Source organism: Citrobacter rodentium NBRC 105723 = DSM 16636, assembly GCF_021278985.1.
GTDB classification, from domain to species: domain Bacteria; phylum Pseudomonadota; class Gammaproteobacteria; order Enterobacterales; family Enterobacteriaceae; genus Citrobacter_A; species Citrobacter_A rodentium.
In genome coordinates, this window is record NZ_CP082833.1 from 3,349,133 (window position 1) to 3,372,546 (window position 23,414).

Here is a 23,414-nt window from a genome sequence, read left to right on the forward strand (position 1 = left end):
TTACCCGCCGTCGTCTCATGAATAATTTCCGTACTTATCTTTTCCAGACTAACGAATTTATGCTTTCAATGATTATAAGTGGACTGTTCTGCGGCGCACTGTTGGGTTTTGTCATGCAGCGTGGACGATTCTGCCTCACCGGCGGTTTTCGCGATATGTACATCGCGAAAAATAACCGCATGTTTTACGCACTGCTGATTGCCATCGCCGTGCAGAGTGTCGGCGTTTTTACGCTGATCCAGGCGGGCGTACTCAGCTATGACGCAGGGGCGTTTCCGTGGCTCGGCACCGTGGTGGGCGGCTACATATTTGGTATCGGCATCGTTTATGCCGGCGGTTGCGCCACCGGTACCTGGTATCGTGCGGGCGAAGGGTTGATCGGCAGTTGGATTGCGCTGTTTACCTATATGGTGATGAGCGCAGTGATGCGCTCTCCCCATGCCAGCGGGCTGAATCAGACGCTCAAGGCGTACAGTACCGAACATAACTCAATTGCCGATACCCTCAACATCTCCGTGTGGCCGCTGATTGCGATTCTGCTGGCAGTGACGCTGTGGGTGGTGGCGAAAGAGCTGAAAAAACCGAAGCTGAAAGTGGCGACGCTGCCGCCGCGGCGCAGCGGGCTTGCCCATCTTCTGTTTGAAAAGCGCTGGCATCCGTTTGTCACTGCGGTGCTGATTGGCCTGATTGCGCTGCTGGCGTGGCCGCTGAGTGAAGCCACAGGCCGTATGTTCGGCCTCGGCATCACCTCGCCGACCGCCAACATTCTGCAATTCCTGGTAGCAGGCGACAGTAAGTTTCTCAACTGGGGCGTATTTCTGGTGCTGGGGATCTTCCTCGGCTCATTTATTGCCGCCAAAGCCAGCCGTGAATTCCGCGTGCGCGCCGCCGATGCGGCGACCACCCTGCGTAGCGGATTTGGCGGCATCCTGATGGGCTTTGGCGCCAGCATCGCCGGCGGCTGCTCTATCGGTAACGGCCTGGTGATGACGGCGATGATGACCTGGCAGGGCTGGGTTGGCCTGGCCTTTATGATCCTCGGGGTGTGGACCGCATCCTGGATTGTGTATGTAAGACCGCAGCGTAAAGCCCGTCTGACGACGGCGGCGGCGAATTAAACCTAAGGATGAATGATGGCGATTAAAAAACTGGACGTGGTGACGCAGGTTTGCCCGTTTCCACTGATTGAAGCAAAAGCGGCGCTGGCGGAAATGGCCAGCGGCGATCAACTGGTAATTGAGTTTGACTGCACGCAGGCCACTGAAGCTATTCCGCAGTGGGCGGCGGAAGAGGGGCATACCATTACCGATTACCAGCAGGTTGGCGATGCCGCATGGAGCATCACCGTGCAGAAAGCGTGATAGCCGTACCCTCCGCCGCTGTGCGGAGGGCGCGTTTCAGACGATCTCTTCCGCGTATTGCCACAGCGATTTGAGTAGCGCCTGCTTCTCTTTATTATCTCCGTACTCCTGATATAAGCGCTGTAACTCATCAGCATAGCTTTGCAAAAACTCCGGGGTAAAGACCTGGCGGCGATGCTCAAGCCAGCGCTGCTGTTCTGCTTCATCCAGCGTGCCGGGGAAGTTGCGCGCCCGATAGTTAAACAGCAGCTTCTCAATACGCTTATCGACGAAGGTGATGTCGAGCGCCGGTAAATTCTGCGGCTCGGTTTCGAGCACGATCTTCATGGCCGCACGGTCAGCGTCGCTGAAAAAGCCGTTATAGAGTTGGGTATCGACATTGTCGGAGGGAATGAACGGTTCCGCTTCAGCGAAAATAGCGACCGCCTTGTCCCGCACCTGCGGGTTGTCGCGCAGGACTTTCAGGTTATCCAGGCAGTGCTGGCGATTAATACCCAGGCGGTCGGCATCTTCCGGACGCAGCGTATTTGCCTGCGCCAGTACCGGACATTTATTGATATGCACCAGCTTCAACGGTATGGCTGCGTTATCGCCCAAATCCGCTTTGGCGGTGTAGAGCCGTTCGCGCAGAGTATCGCTGTCCAGCTCAAGCAACGAAGAAATATCGCCCGCCAGATCCACCATAATCACCGCGTTACGGTTCTCCGGGTGCCAGGCCAGCGGCGCGACCCAACTGGTATTGCCGCGCCATGCGCCGAACATTCCGGAGACGTGTACCAGCGGTTTCATCTGCGGCACGTCGATCAGCGCGGCCAGTTTGTCCTTGTTACGGTGCGTGTAGAGGTAGTCAAACAGCCGCGGCTGGCGCGATTTCACCAGCTGCGCCATCGCAATGGTGGCATACACGTCCGCCATCGCATCGTGGGCGTTACTGTGTTCGATGCCGTTGGCCTTCGTCAGATGTTCAAGGCGGAAGCTGGGCAGTCCATCGTCATTTTCCGGCCAGTTAATCCCTTCCGGGCGCAGGGCGTAGCAGGCGCGCATCACGTCCAGCAGATCCCAGCGCGAATTATCGTGCTGCCAGCTCCAGGCGTAGGGATCGTAAAAGTTGCGATAAAGAATATTGCGCGTCACCTCATCGTCAAAGCGCACGTTGTTGTAGCCGACAATGCAGGTTTTCGGCACGGTAAACAGCGCGTGGATGCGCGCGGCGAACGCTGCCTCATTTTCCCCTTTCTCCCGCGCTTCCTGCGGCGTAATGCCGGTCACCAGTACGGCGCCCGGCTGCGGCAGATAGTCGTCCGCGGGCTTACAGTAAAACACTTCGGGTTCGCCGACGACGTTAAAATCACCGTCGGTGCGCAGAGCGGCAAACTGTGCAGGTCTGTCAAGCGCCGGGTGGGTGCCAAAGGTTTCGTAATCGTGAAACAGAAAGGTGGGTTGCTGCTGGCCGTCATTCATAAAAATAGATGTTCCGTGACTGTTGTTTGCGCGCTGCCTGAACCTCACAGAGTAACAAAATTCAGCGGGGTTATCAGCCCGGCCTGCAGCGTTCAGGGCAAGAAATCTGCAGGCGGCGATAAAACAGCGGATCGCTGGCGGGATTAAATGTGCTGCAAGTCACATTTTCTTGCAATTATTCCCTGTCAGTTGATCAGATTTTCCGTAAAAAGGACGGCTCTTGTGAAACGTCTGAGGATTATGCTGTTGAAACGCCGCCTGTTTATCGCCGCTTCTTTACTCTCTTTGCACCTTTCTTCCGCGCTGGCTGCCGATAGCGTTGACTTCGCGCCTCAGCCGCCAGCGATAGAAGCAGGATCGTGGGTGCTGATGGACTACACCACCGGGCAAATTCTCACCGCCGGAAACGAACATCAGCAGCGTAATCCCGCAAGTCTGACAAAGCTGATGACGGGCTACGTTGTCGATCGCGCCATCGACAGCCATCGCATTTCTCCTGACGACATCGTTACGGTAGGGCGCGACGCCTGGGCAAAAGACAATCCGGTTTTTGTCGGCTCCTCGCTGATGTTTCTCAAACAGGGCGATCGCGTTTCGGTACGTGATTTAAGCCGCGGGCTGATTGTCGATTCGGGTAATGACGCCTGCGTCGCGCTGGCGGATTACGTTGCCGGCGGGCAGCCGCAGTTCGTCGCCATGATGAACAACTACGTGAAGAAGCTGCATTTGCAGGATACCCATTTTGAAACCGTCCACGGGCTGGATGCGCCGGGCCAGCACAGCTCCGCTTACGATCTGGCGGTGCTCTCCCGGGCGATTATTCACGGCGAACCTGAGTTCTACCATATGTACAGTGAGAAAAGCCTCACCTGGAACGGTATAACTCAGTACAACCGCAACGGGCTGCTGTGGGATAAATCCCTGAACGTCGACGGTCTGAAAACCGGCCACACCTCCGGCGCGGGCTTTAATCTTATTGCCTCTGCGGTAGACGGTCAGCGCCGCCTTATTGCGGTAATCATGGGCGCGCAGAGTCCAAAAGGCCGGGAAGAGCAGGCGCGTAAACTGCTGCACTGGGGACAACAGAATTTTGATACGGTGCAGATCCTGCGCAACGGTAAGCAGGTGGGGACGGAGCGGATCTGGTACGGCGATAAAGAAAAAATCGCGCTGGGCACGGAACAGGATTTCTGGATGGCGTTACCAAAAACGGAAATTCCGCATATCAAAGCGAAATACGTTCTGGATACAAAAGCGCTTGAGGCGCCGATTGCCGCTCACCGGCGGGTTGGGGAAATCGAGTTGTACGACCGCGATAAGCTGGTTGCGCACTGGCCGCTGGTGACGCTGGAAGCGGTCGGTAAAGGCGGTATGTTCTCGCGCCTGAGCGACTATTTCCACCATAAAGCCTGACTCTCCTGACAGGAAAGTGGCAGGAGTCCGCCTCTGCTCACATAATAATCACAAATATCTTGTGGCTGTTATTGGCACTTCGTTATGCTGTATAAAAATACAGTGTAACAATGGAGGCAACATGAATTACGAGATCAGACAAGTTGATAAGCGCACCGTGGCGGGGTTTCACCTGGTCGGGCCGTGGGAGCAGACGGTAAAACAGGGCTTTGAGCAACTGATGAAGTGGGTGGAGGGCAGGCAGATCGTCACGGATGAATGGATTGCCGTCTATTTTGACAACCCGGACGTGGTGCCAGCGGAAAAACTGCGTTGCAGTACGGTGGTCTCCGTTCCGGCGGATTTTGTCGTGCCGGCAAATAGCGAAGGCGTTTCGCTTAGCGAAATCGACGGCGGCCAGTATGCGACGGCGGTCGCCCGCGTAACGGATAATGACTTCTCCACGCCGTGGTATCAGTTCTTCAACAGCCTGGCTCAGGACAACAAGTATGAGATGGCCTGTAAACCCTGCTTTGAAGTCTATCTGAATGATGGCTGCACCGAAGGCTACTGGGATATCGAAATGTATATTGCGGTACAGCCTCTTAGCCGATAAGCCTTAAACCTGGCGGACCGGGGCTCAGAGCGACTACGCTTAGCGGGGTGTCCTGTCCGCTACGGTGATTATTTCAGTGTAAAGCGGGTACAATAAGTTTCCTGACCTTACCTGACGGAGTGCATGAGTGCGTGCCGACAAGTCGCTGAGCCCCTTTGAAATCCGCCTTTATCGCCATTACCGCATCGTGCATGGCATTCGCATCGCGCTGGCGTTTATCCTGACCTTTTTATTTGTTCGTCTGTTCAACATTCCGGAAGGCACCTGGCCTCTGATTACGCTGGTGGTGATCATGGGGCCGATCTCGTTTTGGGGAAACGTGGTTCCCCGCGCCTTTGAGCGGATCGGTGGTACGATACTCGGCGCTGCGCTTGGCCTGGTGGCCTTGCGCCTGGAGCTGTTTTCTCTGCCATTGATGCTGCTGTGGTGCGCGGCGGCGATGTTCCTGTGCGGCTGGCTGGCGCTGGGCAAAAGGCCGTATCAGGCGCTGCTGATTGGCATTACGCTGGCCGTGGTGGTCGGCGCGCCCGCGGGCGATATGGAAACCGCGTTGTGGCGCGGCGGCGACGTTATTCTGGGCTCGCTTCTCGCCATGCTGTTCACCGGTATCTGGCCGCAGCGCGCCTTTATTCACTGGCGTATCCAGCTGGCGCGCTGCGTTACGGCATATACCGGGTTTACCAGGCCGCGCTGTCGCCTAACCTGTTAGAGCGTCCCCGTCTGGAGAAGCACCTGCAACAGCTGCTGAACGATGTGGTAAAAATGCGTGGCCTGATCACGCCAGCGAGCAAAGAGACGCATATCCAGAAGGCGATTTTCGAAGCCATTCAGACCGTCAACCGCAACCTGGTTTGTATGCTTGAGCTGCAAATCAACGCCCTCTGGGCGACCCGCGCCAGCCATTTCGTCATGCTCAATGCCCATACGCTGCGGGAAACCCAGCAGATGACGCAGCAGGCGCTGCTGACCATTACCCACGCGCTGTTCGAGGGAAACCCGCAGCCAATCCTTGCCAATACGGAAAAACTGAATGATGCCGTCAACGAGCTGCGGGCACTGATCCGCCAGCATGATGAGAGCAACGTGGCGGAGACGCCCATTCACGGCTACGTCTGGCTGAGCCTGGAAACCGCGCGCCAGCTGGAGCTGTTATCGCATCTGATCTGTCGCGCGCTGCGCAAATAAAAAGCAGATAAGGAGAATACAACGGGTGCTGCTTCGATTCAGCAGCGAATGAGGGTATGATGAAAACAAAGTGGCAGCCATTGTCATTTATGGCTACGAAAAGTAATGTAAGCCCTATAGTTTAAACGAATCCGAATCTGACATTATCAGGGGTGTAAAAATGGAAACTACCAAGCCATCTTTCCAGGACGTGCTGGAATTTGTCCGTCTGTTCCGTCGTAAGAATAAACTGCAACGTGAAATCCAGGACGTTGAGAAAAAGATCCGCGACAACCAGAAACGCGTTCTGCTGCTGGACAACCTGAGCGATTACATCAAGCCGGGCATGAGCGTGGAGGCCATTCAGGGCATTATCGCCAGCATGAAAAGCGACTATGAAGATCGCGTTGATGACTACATCATCAAGAATGCTGAAATCTCCAAAGAGCGTCGCGAGATCTCCAAGAAGCTGAAAGCGATGGGTGAGCTGAAAAACAGCGACGCGAAATCAGAGTAACGTCGGATGCAGTGAGGATCGGTCGATCCTCACTGACAACGCACGCCGCCGTGTACCATCCGCAGCAAATGCTGTTCCGGCCAGTGTCCGGTCAGCTTTTTTTCCTTCAGTAACCACTTCACGTAGTCCACGTCATGTTTACGCCTGTCGAGCATCAGCCCGACCACGCTGCCGCTGTGCGCCACGTTGACGCCGAATAAATCGCACGCCTCCACCAGCGCCAGCAGGGCGTCGAAATCCGGCTTCGGCAACAGCGACTGACTGGCGATAGCGCTCAGGGTGGCCGCTTCCCCCATCCGCTGCGGATTTTGCTCCGCGCAGGCCTGCCGCACTTTTTCCCATGCGCTTTTCAGCGCCGGCGCCCCCGCCTCAAGCCCGGCCTGACGCGGGAGCCGATGATAGTCCGCAGTGCGCAGCGTCTGCGGGCTTTCCAGCACCAGCAGATCGAGTTCCGGCTGGTTTTCGCAGGCGATTTGCGTGGAGGCATCGTTATGATCGAACAACGTCAGCTGGCGAAACAGGGTACTGTCGGTGGGTTCCAGCGATACGCAAAGCTGCGCAAGGGTGGATTCATCCAGTTCATGCCCCAGATGGCGCGCCGTCGCCACGGCGGTTGCCGCGATGTCCGCCGTGCTGCTCGCCATCCCTTTGGCGATCGGGATGGTGGAATGGACATCAATGCGGATCGCCTGGCTCAGCTGCGCGGGATAGCGCCAGTACGCAAGCAGCCGGTTGACCATCGCCCGCGACAGCGGGCGCTCATTCGCCTGCGGCGAACCGGCGCTGACCTCAACGGTGCTGTACCAGTCCACCGGGCAGGAAACCAGCTTCTCGCTGCCCATAATCCAGCCCTGAATCAGCTCTCCGCACGAGGCGGGGCATTGCGCAACAGCCACGTTTTCACCTTCTGGTTTGCAATCCTCGGCGCATAGTGTCACGGCGATCGCGCTATTGCCATGATTTGCCGCAATTTGCCCGGCGCGAACTCAGGCGGAAGCCGCGACGGGCGTTTCCGCGAGGGCAATCCGCATCACGTCACGGGCAATCATTAGCTCTTCGTTGGTATTAATTACCGCCACCTTGACCAGCGCATGATCAGCCTGGATAAACGTGGCGTTGCGCTGGTTTTTCGCTTCATCCACGCTCAGGCCGAGAAACTGAAGATTCTGGCAGATGGCCGCCCGCGCGCGCGCCGAGTTTTCGCCAATGCCGCCGGTAAACACCAGCGCGTCCAGTCCGCCCATTTGCATAATGTAGCTGCCGATGGTTGCCCGGATGCGTTCGGCAAACAGGGTCAGCGCCAGCGCCGCCCGCGGGTTGCCTGCGTCGGCGGCCTGTTCGACGTCGCGGTAATCGTGGGAAACGCCAGAAACGCCAAGCAGACCGGACTCGTTATTAAGCAACTGGTTAAGCTGCTGCGGCGTTTTCCCTTCCCGCTGGGCGAGCCACGGCAAAATAGAGGGATCGATATCGCCGCTGCGGGTTCCCATCATCACGCCGGACTGCGGGGTGAAGCCCATCGAGGTATTCACCGACTTACCGCCTTTGATGGCGCACAGGCTGCTGCCGTTGCCCAGATGACAGCTCACCACCCGCAGCGCGCTGAGCGGTACGCCAAGTTTTTCCGCCAGCGTCGCGCTGACATATTTGTGGCTGGTGCCGTGAAAACCATAGCGGCGGATGCCGAATTCTTCATAGTAGCGCCACGGCAGCGGGTAAATATACGCCGCTTCGTTCAGGGTTTGATGAAAGGCGGTATCAAACACGGCTACCGCGGGCACATCTGGCAACAGCTGGCGAAACACATTGATGCCCAGCAAATTAACCGGGTTATGCAGCGGCGCCAGTTCGGCGAGGCGTTCAATCTCCGCCAGCGTTTCGTCGGTGACGCGCGCGGAGTCTTTAAATGTCTCTCCGCCATGGGCCACGCGATGACCGACACCCTCAATTTCCGCGATGCTGCGAATAATGCCATGACCCGTCAGCATGTCGAGCAGCAGGGTCACCGCCTCACGATGGTCGGCGACCGGCGCGGTCTGCTGCCATTTTTGCTCCTGCGCCTTCAGCGTAATTCCGGCATTCGCCATGCCGATTCGCTCAATCAGCCCCTGACAGAGCAGTTTGCCCTGCGGCATATCCAGCAGCTGGAATTTAAGCGATGAACTCCCGGCGTTGATCGCCATTATTTTGTGAGACATGAAGTTTCCTTTTGGTTCAGAAAGGCAAACAGTTTGTCGATGCCTGCGCCGTTTACGGCGCTGGTGACAAAAACCTTTTGCGCGCCTGCAAGTTCCAGCCATTCGCTGACGCGAGAGAGGCGCTGCGGATCAGCGAGATCGGCTTTGGTGACAATGCCGATCGCCGGGCGGTTCATCGGCCCGGTGAAGCCGGGAGAGAAGGGGGGCCATTGCGCATCGCTGTTGAGCACCTGCGCAATGACGTCCGCCTCGCAGGCGCTGGTCAACAACGCGCTGTAGAGGCAGCGGTTCTCCAGATATTCTCCGGGCGTATCAATAGCGGCGGCGGACCAGACAATCGCCTGAGTTTTCTGGTAGTGCAGCGTCTCGCCGCACAGCGCCTGGGTAAGCGACGTTTTTCCACACTGGCTGGGGCCGATGAGCATCATGCGTTTCATGCCGTCAGGTCCGGGTGATGGAGCAGGCTGTAAAGCGCATCATTTCGCCCAGCGTCCGCGTCACCTGCTTCAGCGCGTATTCCACCGCCGAAACGTCGCCGGTCAACACCACCGCGCCGGTAAAGCGGTCGAGAAAACCTATCTCCACCGCGCCGGATTTGGTGGCGATATCGCAGGCGATAATGGAGGCTTCACTGGGCGTAATGGTCAGGATCCCGATGGCTGAAACGTTTTCCTGTAACCCCAGCTTTTTAAACAGATCCTTACCGGGATTGGCGATCAAATGCGCCAGCGTGACCTGTTTACCCGGCACGTACTCCTGGATCATACGATCCGTCGTCGGTTCTCTTTCCATCATCCCTCCACAATCTGACGCCACATTGCCTCATGCGGACGCGGGATCACCGAGCGGTAAACCAGCAGCCCTTTTTCTCCCGCATTTTCGCTGGCAACCGTCACCGCGTTGTTCACATCAGATATGTCGCCCGCAACCACCATGTAGCATTTTCCGCCGATACCGAACGCCATATGGACGCGAACCAGGGTGACGTTAGAGGCTTTCACCGCCCGGTCAGCGGCGCTGATGCAGGCCGCCACGCTCCAGGTTTCGACAATCCCCACTGCCTGGCGGCGTTCGACGCTGTTCAGACCGCTAATGGCTGGCAGTATGCTGGCATGAATGTTCGGCAACACCAGACTGTCCACCAGCATTTCGCCGGCAAGCGAGGCGCCGGTTTCAATGGCCTGCTGCACCGCGCCGACATCCCCGCCCAGCATCAGCAGAAATTTACCGGGGCAAATCGTTTTGCTGACCAGCAGATCCACGCTGGCGCTTTTCAGCATGGCGTCGCCGGTTTCCATCCCTTTGGCAATGCTGGTGAGTTCTAAAATACCTATGGCCTGCGACATGGTTAACCTCTTACAACGGTGATGGCCTGCTCTGTGATCTCACAGACAGTGCCGTCAATACTGGCGTGAACGGGGGCGCCCAGCGCATCTTGCGGAACATCGGCAACGCACTGCCCGCGCGTGACATGTTCGCCTTTTTGTACGCAGGGAACGGCGCTGGCGCCGATATGCTGGCGCAGCAGTAATGTGACTTTGTCAGCTACCGGTTCGTCCTGGCGCAGAGGCGCTTCCTGATACCACGGCGTTAATCCCAGTCTGGCGATCAGCCGTTTCACCGGCACCAGGCGATACTTCGCCATCTCATCAGCCGGGTTGAGCGGGCCTTCGTAGCGCTGGTTCTGCGCGCGCAGTTCTCGCTTGAGCATCCGGTTGATGCGCATTGGCGAAATGCCCACCGGACAGGCCACACTTTCGCAAACGTTGCATTCGGAGCAGGTGAGCGCGCTGAGCAGTAGCTGCGGCGTGGCTGCCTGATGAAAATTAACGGCGCGTACCAGCAAATGTGGAGAGAGTTCGTGGCCGATAAGATGTCTCGGGCAGAGATCGGTGCATAAGCGGCACTGTTCGCAGACGGTTCGCGCCACCGACAGCACGGTGCGCTCATCCTGCATGCGTCGTTTAATCAGTGGATGTGACTGCGGCAGAACCAGCAGGCCGCCGGTGGTTTTGCTTACCGGCGTTTCCAGCGAGGTCACAAGGCTGCCCATCATCGGTCCGCCGTTGATATAGCCCGGATCGGCTATCGTGGCGCCGCCCGCCATCTCCAGCACCTCGCGCAGCGACATCCCGATGGGAACAGTCACGGTCTGAGGACGGGCAACCGCGCCGTTGACGGTCAACGTGCGGCGCGTGACCGGATACTGCTGCTCGACCGCGCGGGCGATATTCAGCACCGTCTGTACGTTATTGACCACCACCCCGACGCTGACGGGCAGCGCTGCCGGAGGGACGCGGCGGCCCGTCGCCATCCAGATGGTCAGTACTTCATCTCCCGCCGGGTAGACGTCGGGCAAAATATGTAACCGTATCGCCGGAGGCAGAAGCGGGGTCAGGGCGGCGATAGCGGGCTGGTACTTCTCTTTCAGGGCAATAATGCCTTCAGCTGCGCCGGTTGCCTTCATCGCGTACTGTACGCCGCGTATCAGACGCGCCGCCTGTTGCGCCATGAGCTGTTGATCGACCTTCAGCATCGGTTCGCATTCCGCGGCGTTGACCAGGAAAATTTCCACCTGCGCCTGTAGCTTGACGTGCGTCGGGAAGCCCGCGCCGCCCGCGCCGACGATCCCCGCAGCGCGCACGCGATCGCGGACCGTTTGCGCATCAATGTCGCTCATTTCGATATTCAGGGCGGTACTCATAGCAGATCCTCAAGCAATTCCCGGATGGCGCTGGCATCGGCTGCTCTGGGATTGGTTTTGAGCGTCACGTCCGCCAGCGCGGCCTGCACCATCGCCGGTATGCGCTGGGCCCGGCCCTGCTTCTCCTCCTTCAGCGCCTCGTTGCTGGAGGGGATGGCGCACGCTTTTTTAAGCTGCTCAATATGCTGCACCAGCGCATTGATGCAGGCGGTGTCACTGGCGCTGTCCGGGCAGAGATGACAGGCTTTGGCAAAGCGGGCGTAGCGTTTCGCCGCCCGCGGATCGTGGGCGTTGAAGCGGATAACCGGCGCCAGCAGGAGCGCATTCGCCAGCCCGTGCGGCAGATGAAACTGGCCGCCCAGTTGATGGGCGATGGCATGGTTCAGTCCCAGTCCCGCCTGGCTGAAGGCCATACCGGCGAGGGTCGAGGCGTTGTGCATTTTGCCGCGGGTGGCCAGACAGTCGCCTTTACGCACCGCTACCGGCAGATAGCGGAAAACAAGCTGCGCCGCTTTTTCGGCAAGGGCGTCGGTAAAATCGCTGGCGCGCGTCGAAACATACGCTTCCAGCGCGTGGGTCAGCACGTCCATCCCGGTATTGGCGGTAATGGCCGGTGGCACGCTGACCACCAGCGTCGGGTCAAGGATCGCCATCGTCGGATAGAGCGCGTTATCGAACAGCGGATATTTAATCCCTTTTTGCGGATCGCTAATCACGCAGGCGCTGGTGACCTCCGAGCCCGTCCCGCTGGTGGTCGGAATGGCCACGCAGGTGTCGATTTCAATCCCGGACTGGCGGCTGAACCAGACAATCGCTTTCGCGGCGTCCAGCGCCGACCCGCCGCCGAAGCCAATCACCACGTCGGGGCGCAGGGCCTGCATTTGCGCAATGCCTTCGACCACGGTGGCGATGGTCGGATCCGGCGTGATCTCGCTGAACACGCTGATACGGTTGCTGGCCGGTAACGCCGCGCGCAGGATATCGATCAGCGGCGAGCGCGCCAGAAAGCCGTCGCAGATAATCCACACGTGCTTATCGCTAAAACGACCAAGCACCTTCAGGCTTCCCGGACCGCTGTACAACCGCGTTTGCAGTGAAAAGGTATTCATCCCCACCTCGTTAGCGGATTGAGAAGCCGTTGGTCAGCACGCAGCGGCGCGAGCGGGCGAAGGTGCGCGCTGAAGTGGTGCCTTCGCCGGTCGGCGTGGCGATGGTGAAGGTGGTAAACCCTTCGCCGCCGACGCCGATGCCCGCATAGGAAGGGCCATTTTTCACAAAAATGGAGGTCTGCAGCGTTCGCGCGGCAAGATTCAGCCGCGACACGTTTTGCGAGTGCATGATGGCGGTGTGATGTAAGCCTTCCTCCACTTTCAGCGCCAGCGACAATGCGGCGTCAAAATCTTTCACCTTCACCACGGGGAGCATCGGCATCAGCTGTTCGCTGGTGACCCAACTGTCGTCAGCGTTGACGACGCCGATCAGCAGGCGCGGCGCTTTGGCCGGAACGTTGATACCTGCCGCTTCAAGCATTACCGACGGGCTTTTACCGACCAGTTTTTTATTCGCGACGCCATCCGCCAGGCAGACCGCGCGCAGTTTGTCTGTTTCCGCCGGACTGAGCAGCAGCGCGCCGAAGCTTTGCATCTGCTGAATGAGCTGTTCGGCGACCGACTCCACGACGATCAGGCTTTTCTCGGCGATGCAGGGGAGGTTGTAGTCAAATGAGGCGCCGTTAATGATATCTTCCGCCGCTTTAACGATATCGGCGGTTTCATCGACGATACACGGCGGGTTGCCCGCACCGGCGCCAATCACTTTTTTCCCGCTTTTCATCCCCATCGCCACGATGCCCGGGCCGCCGGTAATCGCCAGAACGGCAATTTTCGGGTGCGCCATCATCTGCTGAGTGGCTTCAAAGGTGGGTTCGGCCACCGTAACCACCAGGTTACGAATGCCGCAGCTGCGAAACACGATATCCTCGATCATGGCGATAAGCTTCAGCGACACGGCTTTTGCGCCCGGGTGCGGACTGAAATAGACGCTGTTACCGGCAGCCAGCATACTGATGCTGTTGTTGATGATGGTTTCTGTCGGATTAGTGCTTGGGGCGACGGAGCCGATAACGCCAAACGGCGAATATTCAAACAGCACCATGCCGCCGTCGCCGGTGAGCGCGGTGGTGGTCAGATCTTCGATTCCTGGCGTATTTTCCAGCGCCGCTTTGTTCTTGAGGTATTTATCCTCTTTGTTGCCCATTCCCGTTTCCGTCGCGCTCTCTTCCGCCAGGGCGGTAAGCTGCGGCGCGAGCTCTTCGCGGATGGCGCTGATAATGGCGCTGCGCGTTTTCAGAGGAGACTGCTGATAGCGCAAAAACGCCTGGTGCGCGGCGTCGATAGCCTCGCCAACCGACTGAAAAATACCGTTGCCTTTTTGTTCGGTTTTCGCTGGCGTCAGTTGTTCAGTCAGGATCGTGCGGATGAGGGTTTCCAGTTCAGAAGTATTCATTGATGTGTTCTCACGTTAAGGGCCGCAATCGCAGCCTGTGCAATGTCCATGTCCTGTTCAACGCTGCCACCGCTGATCCCAAGACCCCCAATAAGCATTTCGTCACGCCACAGCGGAAAGCCGCCGCCAAAGGTGACGACTTTTCCCTGCATATGGCTTTCCAGCCCGTACAGCGGCGCGCCGGGCTGGACCGCGCCCGCAAGTTCATGGGTTGCCGTTTTCATCGCCACCGCCGTCCAGGCTTTTTTCGGCGCCAGTTCGCTGCTGACCAGCAGCGCGTCGGGCATGCGCCAGGTGACGGCTTCCGTGCCGTTGGCGTCAACAATGCTGACCACCACCGGGACGTTTATCTCCTGCGCCCGCGCCACGGCGGCGCGGATGATCTGATGAAGTTCGCTAAAAGAGAGCGACATGGTGGACTCCTTCACGGTGGCGGGATGTGCGGAAGCCAGATAGCGCTTCGTCACTTCCTGCACAATCCGGGACTGATGCGCGTCGTGATCTTCCGCGCGGGCCAGGGCATATAAGCAATCTGACAGGCGGTTGATGTAACGCATCAGGACGTGTCTGACGGTGGTCGTCGCGGATAGCTCAACCAGACGGCGTTCCGCCCGGCGCGCCAGCGTGCGGGCGAAGTGCAGGCGGCTGGCCGCTTCGCTGCGACCCGGTAAAATAAAGCTGCGCAGTGGCGCAACGCGGCCCATCGCCGCATCGATAGCCGCTTCCAGCGCGGCGATTTCTTCAGTGCTGATATAGCGCTGCTCAGGAGAGGGCCGTTCGCTTTCGCTGGCAAGCTCCGCGCTGAACCAGAAAATTTGCTGCTGAATGGCTTCCAGCAGAGCGCGATGGTGTGCGTTATCGGTGGCGCAGGCGCACAGGCTTAGCGCGGCGTTTAGTTCATCTAACGTGCCGTAAGCCTCTACGCGCGGATGCGTTTTGCTGACGCGCTGGCCGCTGAACAGCGAAGTGGTGCCTGCATCACCGGTTCGGGTGTAAATCGCCATAGCGCCCCCTTAACGAGAAAGCGTGTCGACGATGCCGACAACCGCTAAATCGATGGCCTCGTTCGGCCCGGAAAAAACGTGTCTGGCGCTTGAGCCGCTGCTCAGCAGCACCAGTTCGCCAACCCCAGCGCCCACGGAGTCAACGGCTACCTCATCGCCCGCGGTCGGGTTTGCAGGCAGTTCGCCGTCGGCGCTCACCCGGCGCACCAGCAGAAGTTTTTTCCCGACCAGAGAGGGCGATTTTTGCGTGGATACCACCGCGCCTGTAACACGTGCCAGATGCATGGTTCACTCCTGCTTAAAAAATTGGATGTTGCGGGAGCTCGCGGCATCGCGAGCCAGCGCGGTAACAATACATTTGCGTGGCAGCACCAGCAGTCCGTGGTCCGAGCGGACGACGTCGGCATAGGTGACCAGCCGGGTGGGGTGCAGCATCACGCGCATCCCCTGTTCATCGCAGAACGTCAGCGGTAGCCGGGCCAGCTTTTTCACCGGCAGCGCGGGTAACAACGCGCGCTGTAGCGAAATGCGCACCCGTAGACCCGACGCCAGCGCGTCGTGGAGGAGGGCGGCGGCGCTATCCGACCTGTCGTTTTCCGCGATCTGCCTGAGCAGGGACAGATCAGCCTGCAAAACGTGCAGGGCGGCATACCGGCAAAACAGCGTGCGGGAAGGCGTCTCCCGCAGCTGCGCGACGCTCAGCGCGATGGCGCTGTCGGCACGCTGTCGCAGGCGGGCGACCACCTCCTCAACGATGCGCTGCAACAGTTCGTCGTTCATCGCGGCGCGGCCAGCGTGGCGAACGCGCCGGGAGCATCTGCCCCGGCGGCATTGGCTTCGTCGGTGTCGATATGCATCTCCAGACGCATATCGGGCGAGACGCGAACGGCGACGTTATCGAAAATGAGCCGACGCCCGGTGCCTTCAATCGCCACGCAGACGCTGTCGCCGTGGGTAACGCGCAGGATCAGGGCGTCCAGCGGCGACATATGGATATGGCGCTGAGCGACAATGACGCCAGAGGCGAGCGTGATTTCGGCGAAAGGACTGATGAGGCGGATACCGGGCGTGCCCTTGAGATCGCCGGACATCCGCAGCGGCGCGGCAATCCCCAGCGTCCTGGCATCCGTTCGCGAAATTTCTACCTGGCTGGTGCTGCGCAGCGGCCCCAGCAGACGAACGTTTTTAAGCTCGCCTTTAGGACCCGCCAGCGTCACCGTCTGTTCGGCGGCGTACTGCCCCGGTTGCAGGAGCGCTTTTTTCTCGCTTATCGGCCGTCCCGGAAAAAGACGGGCATAATCTTCGGCGCTCAGGTGAATATGCCGATTGGAAACGCCCAACGGAATCGGGCGCTCCCGCATCTCATCCAGCACTTTGCTGACCGTCGTCTCCAGAAGGTGTTTATCCATTACGCTTAACCTCGTTTACCTGAATGCAGGCAGAGCGTCCGGGGTTCGCCTTTTTGCCGCGGGCAGGCCGGGTCGAGGCACAGATTACAGCTGATAACCTCATTTTCCGACGCCGCTTCCGGTACAGGCTCCTCTGCAACAACTTCCGTTTCCGGTTCTTCGATGGCGACCGGCGTGGGGGCTGGCGCTGGCGTGACGCTTGTCGCCCGGCAAAGAATGCCCTCGCCGGGTCTGGCGATCACTTTATGCGCCACCAGGCCATCGCGCTGTTCGGCAAAGCTGGCGCCGGTGATGATGGCCGACTGCACTGAGGCCACATCACCGGTGACTTTGATCACCGTCCAGCCTGAACCGTTGGTTTTTTCAAGGCCAACCAGCGTGATGGAAGCGGCTTTCGCCATGACATCCGCGCAACTGATGGCTAATGCCAGACCACTAACTTCAAGTAATCCCAGTGATTGCTTCACGCTGTGCTCCTTTTCGACAGTACTCAGGCGGACTTCGGTAAAATGGCCTCAACGTCGCTGTGCGGACGCGGGATAACGTGGCAGGATTTCACTTCGCCCACCGCGCTTGCCGCCGCGCTGCCCGCGTCAACCGCCGCTTTCACCGCGCCGACGTCGCCGCGAACCATAACGGTAACGAGGCCAGAGCCGATTTTTTCATAGCCGACCAGCTGCACGTTGGCGGATTTCACCATCGCATCTGCGGCTTCAATGGCGCCGACCAACCCTTTTGTTTCAACCAGCCCTAATGCGTTATTCATACTGCGATTCTCCTGTGGATTAAGCATTGAGATCCCGAAAGGGGATCCCTTTGACTAACCTTGCCGCGTTGTTTCCTGTACTTCGCCGGTCAAGGCTGTTTTGGCGATACGTCAGCGTAAACAGCGGCGCTGAAGTGGGTAAATTCTTGTAATGCACAACCAGCGTTTCCCGATCGCAGGCAATGCCGACAAGCAGCGGAGACTGGCGCGCCGCCTGCCAGGCGCTCTGCACCACGTCACCGTCGCGCTGGCGCTGAATGACGAAAGGAATGCCTTCTTCTTCGATGCCGAGCAGCACCTCCTGCCAGAGGGAAAGGCTGTCGCCAACGGGGACGATGACAATGGCTGGCGTCGTGAGGTTACTGTCCACGGGCGAACTCCTTATGCCAGGAGAGGATCAGACCGGTGGCGACGGCGTTTCGCGGACCTTCGACGCCGCGGATATTTCCGCGCCCGGCGACCAGCCGGTAGTGCGCCAGCGCGTCCGTCACCAGCTGCGGCACCTCAAAGTCCAGCGAGGAGCCGCCCACCAGCACCACAAACGGAATATCGCGAATGTTGCCGGTTGGGCTGACCTGACGCAGCGCGCGCAGGGCGTTGGTCACAAATACGCGCTCTTTGGCGCTACGGCGAACGGCGCGCACTTTTTCCAGCGGCAGATCGCCCGGCAGCGGCACCAGCTCATCGGGCTTGACCACGCAAACGCGGGCGAAGACTGTCGGCGGGAGCGGCCCGGGGAAGAACTGAACGCTGCCGTCCTCATGGCGTAAATGGAACAGACTTTCCACCTTGGCGAGCGGATATTTTTTAATCTCTTCGGCCAGATAGCGGTCCTCCAGCCCCAGCTCGCGGGCGATGATCATTGTGACCATATCGCCCGCTCCGGCGAGGTGGGTGGCGATAATGTCACCCTGCGGATTAATGATGGATGCATCGGTGGAACCGGCGCCTAAATCCAGAATCGCCAGCGGGCAGGTGGTGCCCGGCGTGGTTAACGCGCCGAGAATCGCGGCTTCGGCTTCCGCGCCGCCGACCTGCACGTCAACGTTCAGCTTTTCTTTGATTTCACTGGCGATCATCGCCATCTGCAGGCGATCGGATTTCACCATCGAGGCAATGCCCACCGCCTGCTCCAGCGAAAATTCCCCCGCCAGCCCGCCGGTCACGCTGACCGGCACCGCGGTGTCAACGGCCAGCAGATCCTGAATGAAGATCTCGTTGCTGGGCTTGTTGGTCAGCTCCGCCATGGTCTGGCGAACGTGCTCCAGCATACCGCCGATATTGGTGCCGGCTTCACCGGTGACGTTATCCAGCTTCGGGCAGTCGCCCACCGCTTTCATAATGGCGTCGGCGCCCGCAGCAACATCGACCCGCACGGTGCGGCCCTGCGTATGCAGTTCAATATTTCCGGCGGGAATAGCGCGGGCTTTCACGTCGCCTGACGGCGTTTTGACCACCACGGCGGAGCGGTTGCCGATCAGGGCGCGCGCCATCGGCACAATATTTTTGGTCTCCTCCGCGTCCAGCTTAAACACCGTGGCGATGCCGTAGGGGTTCGACAGCGTTTCAATCACTTTTCCGGGAACGGCGACTTCAATCGCCGCCAGCATCCCGAGCGGTATGCGGTCGATGTATAACACCTCGTCAACGATGGGCAGCGGTTTTTCCAGCCGGTTGCTGACCAGTACGCCATCGTCCTGCTGTAAAATGACGCCGGTTAACTGATAGCCCGCGCGAACCGAGGCGTTAATCATGGTGGCGACATCGGCGAAATCGAACGCCGAAGAAACCACCAGGATGAAAGGGGCGTCCGCCGGTCGGGTTAACAACTCTTCCGGCGTAATGGTTATGCCCACGCCGAGACCCGCGCCACCCGGTGTTTTCGGGTTATGGCCGATCATGGTGGACTCGGTGATGATGGTCTCGGTAATCGTTTCCATCGCCACGTCGCCAATCACCGGTGTGGCTTCGTTAATGCGGATGAGCGAAATATCGCTGACATTGATGCCTGCGCTGTTGGCCGCCCGCGTCAGCGCCTCCTGAATGCCGAACACATTGCGTAATGTGCCCTTGATTCCGGTGGTTTCCGCCAGCGCGCTGCCGGTAATGGTCAGCGCGCCGGACGCATCAAGCCTCGCCAGAGCGACCTCTGTCGATGAGTTGCCGATGTCAATGCCAGCTATATATCGCATCGCGTTTCCTTAACCTTAATCGTCGCCTTTCAGTTTTTTACGCTCGACGTACAGCGTCGCCGCTTCACGCACAAATGCGGCGCAGATTTTGGCCTGATAGCGGTTTTCAAGATCGTCCGCGATGGCGATCAGCTCCTCTTTCGTTGAACGATAAGGACGCAGGGCGTTGTAAATCTCAAGAATGCGATCGTCTGGTACGGCGGTCAGTTCCGCGGCGCGTTCAAAGTTCATCGCCAGCCGGTCACGTCCGGCGTCCCGGGCGATAGCGGCCTGAATGCGCAGCGTTTCCGGCGTAATGCGCATATCCTGCGCGGTCACCTTGTCGCTGAGCACGTTTTCCAGCGTGAAATCATCCAGCGTTTTATTGGTGGCCGTTTTGACCCACTCAGGATGTTTATTTGCCAGCGGGTAATCGCTCACTTTGACGGAGGATGTTGAAGGGCTCGCGCTGGCAGCCGGGGCAGGGGCGTCGCCCTGCAGGCTGTTCATGCGGCTCAACACGTCCCGAACCATCGATTCAATTGCATCGGTATTCATAAAGGGATCCTTATTAAAGCGCCACGCGCAGTTCCTGCGGGTTTTTGCCCGTCACGACGTACTTCGTCTCTTTAATGTGCAGAATGGCCGATTTCGCCTGGTATTTCGGACGCGCCATCTGATCGTTCAGCGTTGGTACCGGCTGCGGCGATTCACGTTTGGCGTAGCGCGCGGCGTTTTTGCCAATCTGTCTGTAGGTCGCCAGCGTCAGCAGCGGCGCCTGCGGGAACAGCTCCAGGTTGGACAGCGGCGGCAGCCCCTGCTGGTGGATAACCGTGGTGCCTTTCGACTGGATGCCGATTGAAATGCCGGAACCGCTGAGACGGTTGCCTTCGACCGCGACAAACGCCACGTCGGAGGATTTAAAGCAGCGAATCACGCGTGCTTTAATGCCTTCTTCTTCAATACCGGCAATCACTTCGCGCAGGATGCTCTTATGCGATAAGCCGACAATATTGACGGTCTGCGAGAGGCCAAACGCCGGGCCGACTGCAATCACCACTTCATCCTGTTGCGTGCCTTGCTTCGCTTCGCCGATTTCCGTCAGGAAACCGTCTCCCGCCGGAGCGGCAGGGGCGGCGGCGCTTCCCGGCGCGCGAAACGAAACGGGCTTATCGCTGGCCTGCATTTCTGAGAGCACGTCTTCAATTATCTGGCGCAGCAGTTTTTCATTAATTTCCATTGTTCACCCCTTAGCCGAGCTCGTTGGGATCAAGTGCGCCAGGGATGTTTTTAATCTCTTCCCAGCGTTCGCCCTGCAGGCGATAACCTGTTGCCGGACCGGCATAGTCGTTGACGTCGTTGACCGCAGAGAGCACCTGTCCGTCGCCAACGATAATGGCGGAGGTATGCAGATAGTCCCCGGTTAGCTTCGCCTTCTGGATGTTGAGCATGTCCTGCGCGACGTCGGTAAAGCCGCCCTTAGCCAGCGCTTTCACCACTTCCAGACCGTTACGGTTTTTATTGATGATCTCCTGCGCGAACTTGATGTCTTCGACGATATTGCGTTCCGGCATATCCTTCGAACCGTGGGCGTAGGTTGCTGCCTCCACCTCTTCATCGGTAATCGGCGGCAGACCCATTCCGGCGAATACCGCCTGCAGGGCGCGGGCGGCCTTATTACGAATGGCGATAACGTCCTCTTCGCGCACCGGGCGCAGGCCGCCGTCCACCTTCAGGTCGCGCTGAATGACGTTGTAGTCATCGAAGTCTTCGGCATCTTCGTTGGAACCGGCGAACATGTTGTCGTAGTTCGGCACCGCGGAGTAACCGGAGGAGATAAAGTCGGTCCCCGGCAGGAACTGCATCAGCAGACGCGCGGTACGACGCATATCGGAGTGGGTGAAGGTCTGGTCGTTACTGGAGGCGCACTCCAGATCCAGCGCCGAGCAGATCAGGTTTTCGGCCAGCACCGCGCGAATGCCGGAAGGAACGGCGGACGGAACGCCAATGCAGCTCACCGAGCCGTTTTGCAGCCCCTGAACGCCTGCCGCTTTGGTGATGTAAATGCAGCGCGCTTCCAGATAGAGCATCGATTTCCCTTCCGCGTAGCCCATCTGTACTTCCGATCCGGAGCCGGAGGTGAAGCGCATTTTCAGGCCGCGGGAGGCGTAGGAGGAGGCGAGGAAGCCTTTCGACCACGGCGTATCGTCACCGTCGGTGAAGACCGGTTCGGTGCCGTAAACGGAGATGGTTTCGGCGTAACAGGTGTGACCCAGCATACCGAGCTTCAGCTCTGTCGCTTCTTCCAGCGAGCACTGGGTTAAGACGCCAGGACGCCCGACCTGCGAGCCGACGAGCAGCGCAATGGCGTTGAACGGCGCGTAGCGCGCTACCGCAACGGTGGTTTCCTGTTCGTCGAATCCGCGCCATGCGCCTTCTGCGGCGTCGGCGGCAATCTGAACCGGGTTATCTTTGACGTTGGTGACGTGCGCCTGCTGAGACGGGGTGCGGCGGGCGCGCATTTTCTGCATCGCCATCATCATCTCCACCACGTTCATATGCGATACCACTTCGACGATTTTCGCCGGCGTCATCGCGGTGGTCAGCGGCACAATGTCGCTGCGTTTGACGTTAGGATCGCACAGCATATTGGCGAGCTTAACCGAGTCCATCGCCATGACTTCTTCCGCCCGCGCCAGGTTGATGCCATAGCGGGCGATAAAATGGTCAATCAGGTCAAATTCTCTGACGGCCTTGCCGTCAAGTTCGGTAACCGCGCCGTTAACGATTTTTATCGACGGTTTCGGATCGTTCGGGCTTTCCATCGCAATGAAGCCTTCTTCGATCCACTCCTTAACGAAACCGTCCTGGTTTACAGGGCGCTTCGCCAGCGCTTCAAATCTTTTCGATCTCATGAATGAGCCTCACGGATATCAGATGTAGGACGGGCGATCGTTTTTCGCTTCGCTGCCGAGGGTCGCCAGCACGGTTTTACCGATTTCACGCGCGGAGATAACCGCCTGACGCACCGCGCCGGAGTCGCCGGAAATCACCAGAATCGCTTCGTTACTGAAGCTGGTGCCGTGCGCCGGAGAGCTGTAAGCCACCACCTCGACGTTCGCGGATTTCAGTGCGGTATCGGCCATCAGGACTCCCACCGACGCAGGCGCGCCGACGATCACCCCGCAGGCGCGGCCAACCGGCGCGCCAAAGGCTTTTTCCAGCGCATAGCTGGCGCGGGCGGTGTACTGCAGTTCGATATGTCCGGCTTCGTTGGCATATACATCGCCAAAAGTGCGATCGAGTTCTTTCAGCGCGACTTCAATCCCGCGCTTGACGTCGGAAACGTCGTTACCGCCTAAAATGATCAGCGAACCATGGCCCGCGCCGCCTTTGGTATCTCGCGGCAGCTCGATGCTCACAACTTCGGTGTTAGTCGCTTTTACCGCTTCGTCAGCCGCCATAATGTGCGGACCTGCGCCGGTACGCGCGCCCAGGATGCCGATGGAGCGATAACGCTTTTCAAGCTTCATGGCTTCCAGTAATGCACTGTCAACGTTAGCGATAACCAGACCTACGGTGTCGCCAATCGCGGTGCCAACAAATTCCGTTAAACTGCAGCTTTTCTCTGCCATAGCCGTCTCTCGTTTCAGATGGGGGGTATCAGGGGCGCCCGTTTGCTCAGGCTTTGCCACGCGGGCAATGACCTGCGCCATGATCTGTTCGACCAGTTCATTGCTGCTCATGGGTTAATTCCCTTCGGTAAGATTTTTTCAACATCGGTATGAGGGCGTGGAATAACGTGTACGGCTTTCACCTCTCCCACATTGCGCGCAGCGGCGGCGCCCGCATCGGTCGCCGCTTTTACCGCGCCGACATCACCGCGAACAATGACGGTGACCAGCCCTGAGCCAATTTTTTCGTAGCCGACCAGCATCACATTGGCCGATTTCACCATGGCGTCTGCGGCCTCTATGGCGGCAGTCAAGCCTTTGGTTTCTACCATTCCTAACGCTTCTTGTTGCATAAAGACCTCGCCTGGATTGTCCCGATATTGCTGACTATAAAAAGAAGCGAGGAAAAAGAATGGCTGACTTAACGCTGCGGCTAAAAAAATAGTGGGCCTGGAATGTGATAAATTTGCCT

General features: G+C 58.7%; 27 protein-coding genes and 1 pseudogene. 6 read left to right on the forward strand and 22 right to left on the reverse strand.

All coding sequences use genetic code 11. The annotated features are described in order from the left end of the window. The first annotated feature begins 59 nt into the window (after positions 1–59). Positions 60–1,118 (forward strand): thiosulfate utilization transporter TsuA/YeeE, encoded by a 1,059-nt coding sequence (tsuA, locus tag K7R23_RS15695; protein ID WP_012906355.1) that lies wholly within the window; start codon positions 60–62, stop codon positions 1,116–1,118. Positions 1,119–1,133: 15 nt separating this feature from the next. Then, positions 1,134–1,361 carry a thiosulfate utilization sulfurtransferase TsuB/YeeD gene (gene tsuB, locus K7R23_RS15700; protein WP_012906354.1) on the forward strand — a complete coding sequence of 76 codons (228 nt, stop codon included), beginning with the start codon at positions 1,134–1,136 and terminating at the stop codon, positions 1,359–1,361. 36 nt (positions 1,362–1,397) lie between these two features. Here tsuB and sbcB read toward each other — a convergent pair whose 3' ends face one another. Next, positions 1,398–2,822, reverse strand: coding sequence for an exodeoxyribonuclease I (gene sbcB / locus K7R23_RS15705; protein WP_012906353.1), 1,425 nt, complete (start codon positions 2,820–2,822; stop codon positions 1,398–1,400). Between the two features lie 240 nt (positions 2,823–3,062). On the opposite strand from sbcB, the gene dacD reads away from it, so the two are divergent. From dacD to K7R23_RS15725, 4 genes and pseudogenes are all read left to right on the forward strand, one after another. Beyond that, positions 3,063–4,235 (forward strand): serine-type D-Ala-D-Ala carboxypeptidase DacD, encoded by a 1,173-nt coding sequence (gene dacD / locus K7R23_RS15710; protein ID WP_012906352.1) that lies wholly within the window; start codon positions 3,063–3,065, stop codon positions 4,233–4,235. A 121-nt stretch (positions 4,236–4,356) separates the two neighbouring features. Beyond that, positions 4,357–4,830 carry a DNA gyrase inhibitor SbmC gene (gene sbmC / locus K7R23_RS15715; RefSeq protein WP_012906351.1) on the forward strand — a complete coding sequence of 158 codons (474 nt, stop codon included), beginning with the start codon at positions 4,357–4,359 and terminating at the stop codon, positions 4,828–4,830. Positions 4,831–4,957: 127 nt separating this feature from the next. After that, a pseudogene (locus K7R23_RS15720) lies at positions 4,958–6,015 on the forward strand (FUSC family protein). A 160-nt stretch (positions 6,016–6,175) separates the two neighbouring features. After that, positions 6,176–6,511, forward strand: coding sequence for a DUF496 family protein (locus tag K7R23_RS15725; protein ID WP_012906350.1), 336 nt, complete (start codon positions 6,176–6,178; stop codon positions 6,509–6,511). Between the two features lie 29 nt (positions 6,512–6,540). On the opposite strand, the gene K7R23_RS15730 is transcribed toward K7R23_RS15725, so the two are convergent. The 21 genes from K7R23_RS15730 to pduA all read right to left on the reverse strand — a co-directional run bounded on the left by K7R23_RS15730 (position 6,541) and on the right by pduA (position 23,295). Next, positions 6,541–7,407, reverse strand: a complete 867-nt coding sequence (locus K7R23_RS15730) for a GHMP family kinase ATP-binding protein (RefSeq protein WP_042623133.1) — start codon at positions 7,405–7,407, stop codon at positions 6,541–6,543. A 90-nt stretch (positions 7,408–7,497) separates the two neighbouring features. Next, on the reverse strand, positions 7,498–8,709 hold the full coding sequence (locus K7R23_RS15735; protein ID WP_012906348.1) for an acetate/propionate family kinase: 1,212 nt from the start codon (positions 8,707–8,709) through the stop codon (positions 7,498–7,500). Continuing rightward, positions 8,694–9,146, reverse strand: coding sequence for a EutP/PduV family microcompartment system protein (gene pduV / locus K7R23_RS15740; protein WP_012906347.1), 453 nt, complete (start codon positions 9,144–9,146; stop codon positions 8,694–8,696). Before pduV ends, K7R23_RS15735 begins: the two co-directional genes overlap by 16 nt. Positions 9,147–9,150: 4 nt before the next feature. Beyond that, positions 9,151–9,501: a propanediol utilization microcompartment protein PduU gene (gene pduU / locus K7R23_RS15745; RefSeq protein ID WP_012906346.1), complete on the reverse strand. Its 351-nt coding sequence runs from the start codon at positions 9,499–9,501 to the stop codon at positions 9,151–9,153. Further along, on the reverse strand, positions 9,501–10,055 hold the full coding sequence (gene pduT, locus K7R23_RS15750) for a propanediol utilization microcompartment protein PduT (RefSeq protein ID WP_012906345.1): 555 nt from the start codon (positions 10,053–10,055) through the stop codon (positions 9,501–9,503). The genes pduU and pduT overlap by 1 nt, the downstream gene beginning before the upstream one ends. A gap of 2 nt (positions 10,056–10,057) precedes the next feature. Beyond that, positions 10,058–11,413, reverse strand: a complete 1,356-nt coding sequence (locus K7R23_RS15755) for a 4Fe-4S dicluster domain-containing protein (protein ID WP_012906344.1) — start codon at positions 11,411–11,413, stop codon at positions 10,058–10,060. Continuing rightward, positions 11,410–12,522 carry a 1-propanol dehydrogenase PduQ gene (locus tag K7R23_RS15760; protein ID WP_012906343.1) on the reverse strand — a complete coding sequence of 371 codons (1,113 nt, stop codon included), beginning with the start codon at positions 12,520–12,522 and terminating at the stop codon, positions 11,410–11,412. Before K7R23_RS15760 ends, K7R23_RS15755 begins: the two co-directional genes overlap by 4 nt. Positions 12,523–12,532: 10 nt before the next feature. Then, the gene (pduP, locus tag K7R23_RS15765; RefSeq protein ID WP_012906342.1) at positions 12,533–13,918 is read right to left on the reverse strand and encodes a CoA-acylating propionaldehyde dehydrogenase PduP; all 1,386 of its coding nucleotides are present in this window, start codon (positions 13,916–13,918) and stop codon (positions 12,533–12,535) included. Continuing rightward, a complete protein-coding gene (gene pduO / locus K7R23_RS15770) occupies positions 13,915–14,922 on the reverse strand; it encodes a two-domain cob(I)yrinic acid a,c-diamide adenosyltransferase PduO (RefSeq protein ID WP_012906341.1) in 1,008 nt (335 codons plus the stop codon). Before pduO ends, pduP begins: the two co-directional genes overlap by 4 nt. A 9-nt stretch (positions 14,923–14,931) precedes the next feature. After that, positions 14,932–15,207 carry a propanediol utilization microcompartment protein PduN gene (gene pduN / locus K7R23_RS15775; RefSeq protein ID WP_012906340.1) on the reverse strand — a complete coding sequence of 92 codons (276 nt, stop codon included), beginning with the start codon at positions 15,205–15,207 and terminating at the stop codon, positions 14,932–14,934. Positions 15,208–15,210: 3 nt separating this feature from the next. Next, entirely contained in the window at positions 15,211–15,702 is a 492-nt protein-coding gene (gene pduM / locus K7R23_RS15780) for a microcompartment protein PduM (protein ID WP_012906339.1), read from the reverse strand. Further along, complete coding sequence (locus K7R23_RS15785; RefSeq protein ID WP_012906338.1) at positions 15,699–16,331, reverse strand: phosphate propanoyltransferase; 633 nt, start codon at positions 16,329–16,331, stop codon at positions 15,699–15,701. The genes pduM and K7R23_RS15785 overlap by 4 nt, the downstream gene beginning before the upstream one ends. Positions 16,332–16,336: 5 nt before the next feature. Then, positions 16,337–16,798: a BMC domain-containing protein gene (locus tag K7R23_RS15790; RefSeq protein WP_012906337.1), complete on the reverse strand. Its 462-nt coding sequence runs from the start codon at positions 16,796–16,798 to the stop codon at positions 16,337–16,339. A 23-nt stretch (positions 16,799–16,821) separates the two neighbouring features. Then, a complete protein-coding gene (pduJ, locus tag K7R23_RS15795) occupies positions 16,822–17,097 on the reverse strand; it encodes a propanediol utilization microcompartment protein PduJ (RefSeq protein WP_004853788.1) in 276 nt (91 codons plus the stop codon). A 19-nt stretch (positions 17,098–17,116) separates the two neighbouring features. Beyond that, positions 17,117–17,467, reverse strand: a complete 351-nt coding sequence (locus K7R23_RS15800; RefSeq protein WP_012906336.1) for a glycerol dehydratase reactivase beta/small subunit family protein — start codon at positions 17,465–17,467, stop codon at positions 17,117–17,119. Beyond that, a complete protein-coding gene (locus K7R23_RS15805; RefSeq protein ID WP_012906335.1) occupies positions 17,457–19,289 on the reverse strand; it encodes a diol dehydratase reactivase subunit alpha in 1,833 nt (610 codons plus the stop codon). The genes K7R23_RS15800 and K7R23_RS15805 overlap by 11 nt, the downstream gene beginning before the upstream one ends. Before the next feature lie 15 nt (positions 19,290–19,304). Further along, entirely contained in the window at positions 19,305–19,826 is a 522-nt protein-coding gene (gene pduE, locus K7R23_RS15810; RefSeq protein ID WP_012906334.1) for a propanediol dehydratase small subunit PduE, read from the reverse strand. 13 nt (positions 19,827–19,839) lie between these two features. Next, the gene (pduD, locus tag K7R23_RS15815; RefSeq protein ID WP_012906333.1) at positions 19,840–20,508 is read right to left on the reverse strand and encodes a propanediol dehydratase medium subunit PduD; all 669 of its coding nucleotides are present in this window, start codon (positions 20,506–20,508) and stop codon (positions 19,840–19,842) included. 10 nt (positions 20,509–20,518) lie between these two features. Continuing rightward, positions 20,519–22,183, reverse strand: coding sequence for a propanediol dehydratase large subunit PduC (gene pduC, locus K7R23_RS15820; RefSeq protein WP_012906332.1), 1,665 nt, complete (start codon positions 22,181–22,183; stop codon positions 20,519–20,521). Between the two features lie 18 nt (positions 22,184–22,201). Next, the gene (gene pduB, locus K7R23_RS15825) at positions 22,202–23,014 is read right to left on the reverse strand and encodes a propanediol utilization microcompartment protein PduB (RefSeq protein WP_012906331.1); all 813 of its coding nucleotides are present in this window, start codon (positions 23,012–23,014) and stop codon (positions 22,202–22,204) included. After that, the gene (pduA, locus tag K7R23_RS15830; RefSeq protein ID WP_012906330.1) at positions 23,011–23,295 is read right to left on the reverse strand and encodes a propanediol utilization microcompartment protein PduA; all 285 of its coding nucleotides are present in this window, start codon (positions 23,293–23,295) and stop codon (positions 23,011–23,013) included. Before pduA ends, pduB begins: the two co-directional genes overlap by 4 nt. Positions 23,296–23,414 lie beyond the last annotated feature (119 nt).

Bases quoted from the DNA above. Each gene is read 5' to 3' on its own strand.
- pduD (WP_012906333.1), bottom strand. From the start codon at position 20,508: ATGGAAATTAATGAAAAACTGCTGCGCCAGATAATTGAAGACGTGCTC.
- K7R23_RS15760 (WP_012906343.1), bottom strand. From the start codon at position 12,522: ATGAATACCTTTTCACTGCAAACGCGGTTGTACAGCGGTCCGGGAAGC.
- pduB (WP_012906331.1), bottom strand. From the start codon at position 23,014: ATGAGCAGCAATGAACTGGTCGAACAGATCATGGCGCAGGTCATTGCC.
- tsuB (WP_012906354.1), top strand. From the start codon at position 1,134: ATGGCGATTAAAAAACTGGACGTGGTGACGCAGGTTTGCCCGTTTCCA.
- pduN (WP_012906340.1), bottom strand. From the start codon at position 15,207: ATGCATCTGGCACGTGTTACAGGCGCGGTGGTATCCACGCAAAAATCG.
- pduJ (WP_004853788.1), bottom strand. From the start codon at position 17,097: ATGAATAACGCATTAGGGCTGGTTGAAACAAAAGGGTTGGTCGGCGCC.
- pduO (WP_012906341.1), bottom strand. From the start codon at position 14,922: ATGGCGATTTACACCCGAACCGGTGATGCAGGCACCACTTCGCTGTTC.
- K7R23_RS15735 (WP_012906348.1), bottom strand. From the start codon at position 8,709: ATGTCTCACAAAATAATGGCGATCAACGCCGGGAGTTCATCGCTTAAA.
- pduA (WP_012906330.1), bottom strand. From the start codon at position 23,295: ATGCAACAAGAAGCGTTAGGAATGGTAGAAACCAAAGGCTTGACTGCC.
- pduT (WP_012906345.1), bottom strand. From the start codon at position 10,055: ATGTCGCAGGCCATAGGTATTTTAGAACTCACCAGCATTGCCAAAGGG.
- K7R23_RS15785 (WP_012906338.1), bottom strand. From the start codon at position 16,331: ATGGATAAACACCTTCTGGAGACGACGGTCAGCAAAGTGCTGGATGAG.
- tsuA (WP_012906355.1), top strand. From the start codon at position 60: ATGCTTTCAATGATTATAAGTGGACTGTTCTGCGGCGCACTGTTGGGT.
- K7R23_RS15755 (WP_012906344.1), bottom strand. From the start codon at position 11,413: ATGAGTACCGCCCTGAATATCGAAATGAGCGACATTGATGCGCAAACG.
- pduU (WP_012906346.1), bottom strand. From the start codon at position 9,501: ATGGAAAGAGAACCGACGACGGATCGTATGATCCAGGAGTACGTGCCG.
- pduP (WP_012906342.1), bottom strand. From the start codon at position 13,918: ATGAATACTTCTGAACTGGAAACCCTCATCCGCACGATCCTGACTGAA.
- dacD (WP_012906352.1), top strand. From the start codon at position 3,063: ATGCTGTTGAAACGCCGCCTGTTTATCGCCGCTTCTTTACTCTCTTTG.
- pduC (WP_012906332.1), bottom strand. From the start codon at position 22,183: ATGAGATCGAAAAGATTTGAAGCGCTGGCGAAGCGCCCTGTAAACCAG.
- K7R23_RS15805 (WP_012906335.1), bottom strand. From the start codon at position 19,289: ATGCGATATATAGCTGGCATTGACATCGGCAACTCATCGACAGAGGTC.
- sbcB (WP_012906353.1), bottom strand. From the start codon at position 2,822: ATGAATGACGGCCAGCAGCAACCCACCTTTCTGTTTCACGATTACGAA.
- pduM (WP_012906339.1), bottom strand. From the start codon at position 15,702: ATGAACGACGAACTGTTGCAGCGCATCGTTGAGGAGGTGGTCGCCCGC.
- K7R23_RS15725 (WP_012906350.1), top strand. From the start codon at position 6,176: ATGGAAACTACCAAGCCATCTTTCCAGGACGTGCTGGAATTTGTCCGT.
- pduE (WP_012906334.1), bottom strand. From the start codon at position 19,826: ATGAATACCGATGCAATTGAATCGATGGTTCGGGACGTGTTGAGCCGC.
- sbmC (WP_012906351.1), top strand. From the start codon at position 4,357: ATGAATTACGAGATCAGACAAGTTGATAAGCGCACCGTGGCGGGGTTT.
- pduV (WP_012906347.1), bottom strand. From the start codon at position 9,146: ATGAAACGCATGATGCTCATCGGCCCCAGCCAGTGTGGAAAAACGTCG.